This window comes from Pseudomonas sp. PS01298, assembly GCF_029959745.1.
Classification (GTDB): domain Bacteria; phylum Pseudomonadota; class Gammaproteobacteria; order Pseudomonadales; family Pseudomonadaceae; genus Aquipseudomonas; species Aquipseudomonas aylmerensis.
Genome location: NZ_JASCPP010000188.1, coordinates 1 through 6662, shown reverse-complemented (window position 1 = coordinate 6662; position 6662 = coordinate 1). Strand labels below are relative to the sequence as shown.

The 6662-nt window shown below is 62.1% G+C and carries 6 protein-coding genes; 3 read left to right on the top strand and 3 right to left on the bottom strand.

The window, feature by feature from the left end; genetic code table 11:
• The first annotated feature begins 118 nt into the window (after nucleotides 1-118).
• Both QMX97_RS31140 and sugE read left to right on the top strand, forming a co-directional pair.
• Entirely contained in the window at nucleotides 119-1084 is a 966-nt protein-coding gene (locus QMX97_RS31140; RefSeq protein WP_065901396.1) for a bile acid:sodium symporter family protein, read from the top strand.
• A 107-nt stretch (nucleotides 1085-1191) separates the two neighbouring features.
• Nucleotides 1192-1506, top strand: coding sequence for a quaternary ammonium compound efflux SMR transporter SugE (sugE, locus tag QMX97_RS31135; protein ID WP_003237114.1), 315 nt, complete (start codon nucleotides 1192-1194; stop codon nucleotides 1504-1506).
• Nucleotides 1507-1558: 52 nt separating this feature from the next.
• Here the strand turns inward: sugE and QMX97_RS31130 are convergent, their stop codons facing one another.
• The 3 genes from QMX97_RS31130 to QMX97_RS31120 all read right to left on the bottom strand — a co-directional run bounded on the left by QMX97_RS31130 (nucleotide 1559) and on the right by QMX97_RS31120 (nucleotide 5948).
• Nucleotides 1559-3433 (bottom strand): MFS transporter, encoded by a 1875-nt coding sequence (locus QMX97_RS31130; protein WP_106804660.1) that lies wholly within the window; start codon nucleotides 3431-3433, stop codon nucleotides 1559-1561.
• 58 nt (nucleotides 3434-3491) lie between these two features.
• On the bottom strand, nucleotides 3492-4640 hold the full coding sequence (locus QMX97_RS31125) for a TDT family transporter (RefSeq protein ID WP_282398191.1): 1149 nt from the start codon (nucleotides 4638-4640) through the stop codon (nucleotides 3492-3494).
• Between the two features lie 114 nt (nucleotides 4641-4754).
• Nucleotides 4755-5948, bottom strand: a complete 1194-nt coding sequence (locus tag QMX97_RS31120) for an MFS transporter (RefSeq protein WP_282398190.1) — start codon at nucleotides 5946-5948, stop codon at nucleotides 4755-4757.
• A gap of 91 nt (nucleotides 5949-6039) precedes the next feature.
• On the opposite strand from QMX97_RS31120, the gene QMX97_RS31115 reads away from it, so the two are divergent.
• Nucleotides 6040-6579 carry a TetR/AcrR family transcriptional regulator gene (locus tag QMX97_RS31115; RefSeq protein ID WP_106804663.1) on the top strand — a complete coding sequence of 180 codons (540 nt, stop codon included), beginning with the start codon at nucleotides 6040-6042 and terminating at the stop codon, nucleotides 6577-6579.
• Nucleotides 6580-6662: the final 83 nt, after the last annotated feature.

Below are 6662 nucleotides of genomic sequence, written 5' to 3'. Positions count from 1 at the left end.
CGCGAAGGCGGTGGATCAGTCAGCAGATGGATTGACTGGCACACCGCCTTCGCGAGCAAGCCCGCTCCCACGTCTGATCGCATTTGTACTTCCGACTTCTAATAACAAGGACATCCCCATGCGCGCACTCGCTGCCTTGAGCCGCTTCGTCGGCAACACCTTCGCCTACTGGGTGTTGATTTTCGCCGTCGTGGCCTTCCTCGAACCCAGCTGGTTCATTGGCCTGAAAAGCGCCATCGTCCCGCTGCTGGGCCTGGTGATGTTTGGCATGGGGCTGACCCTCAAACTCGAAGACTTCGCCGAGGTCGCACGCCACCCATGGCGCGTGGCACTGGGCGTGGTCGCGCACTTTGTAATCATGCCGGGCGTGGCCTGGCTGCTGTGCCAGGCTTTCCACCTGCCACCGGAAATTGCCGTCGGCGTGATCCTGGTCGGCTGCTGCCCGAGCGGCACTTCGTCCAACGTGATGACCTGGCTGGCTCGTGGCGACCTGGCGCTGTCGGTGGCCATCGCCGCCGTCACCACCCTCCTCGCCCCGCTGCTCACCCCGGCGCTGATCTGGCTGTTGGCGTCGGCCTGGCTGCCGGTGTCGTTCATGGAGTTGTTCTGGTCGATCCTGCAAGTGGTGCTGCTGCCGATCGTGCTCGGTGTGGTCGCGCAACGCCTGCTCGGCGAGCGGGTGCGCCACGCCGTGGAGGTGCTGCCGCTGGTGTCGGTGGTGAGCATCGTGATCATCGTCGCGGCAGTGGTGGCGGCCAGCCAGGCGAAGATCGCCGAGTCGGGCCTGCTGATCATGGCAGTGGTGATGCTGCACAACAGCTTCGGTTACCTGCTGGGCTACTTCACCGGTCGCCTGTTCAAACTGCCATTGGCGCAACGCAAGTCGTTGGCGCTGGAAGTCGGCATGCAGAATTCCGGGCTGGGCGCCGCATTGGCCAGCGCACACTTTTCGCCGTTGGCGGCGGTACCGAGCGCGCTGTTCAGCGTCTGGCACAATATTTCCGGGGCGTTGCTCTCGACGTATTTCCGCCGCATGAGCGAGAAGGAAGACCGCCGCGCGCTGGAGAACACGCCGCAAACTTGATCGCCTGATCAATTTTCGGCACTCTACCGAGCTTCGCGGGGACGACCCCGCGACGCTATCGAGGCGCATACTCCGGGGACGACCCCGCCTATAAAAGCGAGGTCATCATGTCCTGGATCATTCTGTTTTTTGCCGGTTTGTTTGAAGTCGGCTGGGCCGTCGGCTTGAAGTACACCGACGGTTTCAGCAAGCCACTGCCGACCGCCCTGACCATTGCCGCCATGGCCATCAGCCTCGGCCTGCTGGGCCTGGCCATGAAGGAACTGCCATTGGGCACCGCCTACGCCATCTGGACCGGCGTGGGTGCGGTGGGCACGGTGATCGCCGGGATTATCCTGTTCGGGGAATCCATGGCGCTGTTCCGACTGGCCAGCGTGGCGTTGATCATCTGTGGACTGATTGGTCTCAAGATCAGCACGTGACCCCTTGCGGCGATAGCGCCTGAACGGGCGCCATCGCCGGCAAGCCGTGTTCCTACAGGACCGTGCCGCGCAGTTGCGTGACCTTCTCCTGCAACTGCGCCGGCGTCGCCGACTCGACCGATACCGGCTCACCCGCCACCAACACCACTCGCGACCAGATGCGATGGAACCAGCCCTTGTTCGGATCGCGGCTGAAGAAACTCCCCCACAACCCCTGCAGCGCCATCGGAATCACCGGCACTGGCGTCTCTTCCAGAATGCGCGTCACGCCACCACGGAACTCATTCATCTCACCGTCGCTGGTCAATTTGCCTTCCGGGAAAATGCACACCAACTCCCCGTCCTGCAGGTACTGCGCAATCCGCGTGAAGGCCTTTTCGTAGATCTGGATATCTTCGTTGCGCCCGGCGATCGGAATCGCCCCGGCCGTGCGAAAGATAAAGTTCAGCACCGGCAAGCGGTAGATCTTGTAGTACATGACAAAGCGAATCGGCCGACGTACCGCGCCGCCGATCAACAGTGCATCGACAAACGAGACGTGGTTGCACACCAGCAACGCCGCGCCCTCGTCCGGAATCAGATCAAGGTTGCGATGCTCCACGCGGTACATGGAATGGCTGAGCAGCCAGATCATGAACCGCATGGTGAACTCGGGAACGATCCTGAAGATGTAGGTGTTGACCGCGATGTTGAGCAGTGACACCACCAGGAACAGTTCGGGGATCGACAGCTTGGCCACGCTCAGCAGCAGGATCGACACGATCGCCGAGACCACCATGAACAGCGCGTTGAGAATGTTGTTGGCGGCGATCACCCGCGCCCGCTCATTCTCGGCGGTACGCGACTGGATCAGCGCGTACAGCGGCACGATGTAAAAGCCGCCGAACACACCCAGGCCGAGGATATCGAACAACACCCACCAGGCCTGCCCATAGCTCAACACCGCCAGCCAGTCATTGGCCTGCACATTCTGTGGGAAGCCGCCGGAGTGCCACCACAGCAACAGGCCGAACACCGTCAGGCCAAACGAGCCGAACGGTACCAGGCCAATTTCCACCTTACGGCCCGAGAGTTTTTCACAGAGCATCGAACCGAGGGCGATGCCCACCGAGAACACGGTCAAGATCAGCGTGACCACGGTTTCGTCGCCGTACAGCCACTCCTTGGCGTAGGCCGGAATCTGCGTCAGGTAAATCGCACCGACGAACCAGAACCACGAGTTGCCCACGATCGAGCGCGACACCGCCGGGGTCTGGCCCAGGCCGAGGCGCAAAGTTGCCCAGGATTCGCTGAAGATGTTCCAGTTCAACCGCAACTGCGGGGTCGAAGCCGCCGCGCGCGGGATGCTGCGGCTGGCGAGGTAACCGAGTACCGCCACACCGACAATCGCCACCGACACCACCGGCGCGTAATGAGTGGACGACATCATGATCCCGGCGCCAATGGTACCGGCCAGGATCGCCAGGAACGTGCCCATTTCCACCAGGCCGTTGCCGCCCACCAGCTCATCGTCATGCAGCGCCTGGGGCATGATCGAGTACTTCACCGGCCCGAACAGCGCCGAGTGCGTGCCCATGGCAAACAGCGCCAGCAGCATCAGTTCCAGGTGATTGAACAGGAAGCCCGTGGCGCCGACGGCCATGATCACGATCTCGCCGATCTTGATCGCGCGGATCAACGCATCCTTGTTGAATTTTTCGCCAAACTGCCCGGCCAGCGCCGAGAACAGGAAGAACGGCAGGATGAACAACAGCGCACACAGGTTGACCCAGATGGCCCGATCGCCGTCGATGGTGAGCTTGTACAGAATGGCCAGGATCAGCGATTGCTTGAAGATGTTGTCGTTGAACGCGCCCAGCAACTGGGTGATGAAGAACGGCAGGAAGCGCCGTGTGCGCAGCAAGGTGAATTGCGAGGGGTGGCTCATCGTCCGTGTTCCTGCGTGGCCTGTTATAGATTCAGGCCACGACTTTACCTAACTCCGCTTACTTATTCGCTAGTCCTGCAATGCACGGCGATACAAAAAGCTCGCCTTTATAGGCGCCCTCCACGGTGCGCGTAGCAACGATCAGCCACATCAGCGCCAATGCCACCACCAGTACGCAACCAAACACACTGAAGAACCCCAGGTTCAACAGGCTCGCCAACTTCAGCGTCGCCAAGGCATACACCCCCAGCGGAAAGGTAAACCCCCACCAACCCAGGTTGAACGGAATGCCGGCGCGCAGGTAACGCAGGGTGATCAGTACCGCAATCAGCATCCACCACAGGCCGAAGCCCCACAGGGTAATGCCGGCCACCAGGCCCAGGCCGTTGGCCATCTCGCCCACACCCGGCAAGCCGTTGGCCGCGAAGATCGCCGGCGCATCGCCCCCCAGCAGCAACATGCCAAGGGCGCCGGTGCCGATTGGGCCCAGGGCCAGCCAGCTCGAGGCAGCCATATTGGCGTGGGGCAATTTGTGCAAGGCCATGCGCAACATCAGGATGGTTAGGATGCTGAATGCGACCGGCAGGGAGAACGCCCACAGCACATAGCTGGTCACCAGCATCACCAGTTGCGAATGGGCGTCAGCCAGGTGCGGCGCAAGCAGGCCACCGCTGGCGGCGGCGACTTCGGCGGCCACCACCGGCAACAACCACACGGCTGTCATCTGGTCGATGCTGTGTTCCTGGCGGGTGAACATCATGAACGGGATCAGCACACCGCAGGCCAGGGCCATCGCCACATCCAGCCACCACACCGCTTCAGCCAGCGCGATCACCTCGTTGCCCCAGCGTGGCAGGCCGAACAGCAGCAGCCCGTTGAGAATCGTGGCCAGGCCCATGGGAATGGTGCCGAAGAACATCGAGACGGTGGAGTGCCCGAAAATACGCCGCGCCTCGTGGAAAAACATCACCCAGCGCGCCGCGTACAACAGGCTGAACAGCACAAACAGGCCGATGGTCAGCAGCCACAGCCCTTCGGCGATGGCATGCAGGCCAGGCAGGTTGACCGGCAGCTGCGCCAGGGCCAGCGCGAGCACGCCGGTGCCCATGGTCGCGGCAAACCAGTTGGGGGTGAACTGGCGAATCACTTCCCGGGGACGGGTCAGGTGACTGAAGGGTTTGTAACTGATGGTTGTCGAGCAGGTCATGATGGCAATCCTCTTCCTCGCATGAGGTTGAGACCATGATAGAACCTGATCGAATATCTATATAACGGGTAATATCTCTAACTGTTATCTATTTTACCAATATAAAAGCAGGACTCACTCGCCCGCCGTCGCCCTGGCTCGCGCCGAGTCCTGCAGCAGCAGCCCTAACAACGCGCCCAGCGCCAGCAGAATGAGGATCGCGCCGTAGCCATCGGTGGTGGCGATCAGGCCGAAACTGCGGATCAGGTTACCCGCCAGCAGCGAGGGCAAGCAGAACGCCAGGTAACTCAGCACATAGAACGCCGACATCAGGCCCGCACGCTCATGGGGCAAGGCCAGCGGTACCACGCTGCGCAAGGCGCCCAGAAAGCCCGCGCCAAAGCCGCTGCCGGCGATCAGCGTGGCGATGAAGAACAGCGGCAGGCTGGCGCTGTGCACGGCGGTGAGGATCAGCGTCACACCGATGGCGAGCAAGCCGGCCCCGAGGCGCAGCACCTTGTCGGCCGGGCGATTGCGCAGGGTGAAGATCATCAGCGCGCCGCTCAGGGTCAGCACGGCGACCAGGCCGCCACCGATCAGGTTGGAAGTCGAGCCGGTGGCGGCGCGCACCAGCGAAGGCGCCAGGGAGAGATAGAAGCCGCCCATCGCCCACACTGCCACATCCACCGGCAACGACAGCCACAAAGCGCGGCGCGCCTGGGGCGGTACATGCAAGGTGGGGCGCAGCGACGCCAGGGCGCCGGGGATACGGCTGACGCTTTCCGGCAAGCGCCAGACATACACGGCCTGCAACAGCATCAATGCCAGCAACGTCCAGTAAATCAGTTGGGTCGGCAATGGCGCGAACTCCACCAACAGACTGCTGCCCATCGCGCCGCAGGCCATGCCCAGCAAAGGCGCCACACTGTTGACCAGCGGGCCTTGCTGGCGATCGGTATCCAACAAGGCGGCGCCCAACACTGCGGTGGCCATGCCCGTGGCGAAACCCTGCAAGGTGCGCGCGGCAATCAGCCAGGCGACGCTGTCTTCATTGATAAACAGCAACATTGCCAGCATATCCAGGGTCAGCGCGGCGAAAATCACCGGCTTGCGCCCCAGGTAATCTGACAGCGAGCCGACGGTCAACAGCGCCGCCAGGAGGCTCAAGGCGTAGACCCCGAAGATCAGCGTGAGCATGCCCGCCGAAAAATGCAGGCCCTCCTGATACAGGTGGTACAACGGCGTCGGCGCACTGGAGGCCGCGAGAAACGTCAGCAAGGTGATCGCGAGGAACACCAGGCTGGAACGATGGGAAATAGGGCTGGACATGGGCACGCTCCGCTAAAGCTAATATTTTGCTTTTGCGGAGTGTGCTACTCGCCAGCGCTTAAAGCAAATTCTTTGTGTTAAGGTCACAAGCATGGCGATAAAAGAAGGCCTCCGCCCGGGGGGCCGCAGTGCCCGGGTACAAGAATCGGTCCATTCGGCAGTGCGTGAATTGCTGGAAGCCCATGAGCGCTCCAGCGTCACCGTACCGATGATTGCTGCGCGTGCGGGCGTCACGCCCTCGACCATCTACCGGCGCTGGGGCGACCTGTCGGTGCTGCTCGCGGACGTGGCCCTGGCCCGCATGCGCCCCGACAGCGCGCCCGCCGACACCGGCAGCCTGCGCGGCGACCTGCAAGCCTGGGCCGAGCAATACCTGGATGAAATGAGTTCAGAGCCCGGTCGCAACATGATGCGCGACCTGCAATGCATGATCACGCCGGGTTACTGCGTGAGTATCCTGAGTGGGCAGTTGCAGGCGATTGTCGACCGTTATCCGGATCAATCGCCCCCGAGCGTGGACCACTTGATCAATCTGCTGGCGGCGCCGACGGTGTTTCGGATTCTCTTCTCAACCGCGCCGCTGTCGGTGCAAGAACTGCACGGCCTGATCGAGTTGGCACTCAAACCCTGAAGGCACACTGCAAAACCCAATGTGGGAGCGGGCTTGCTCGCGAATGCGGTGGATCAGTCAGAGATGTATCGACTGCCAGACTG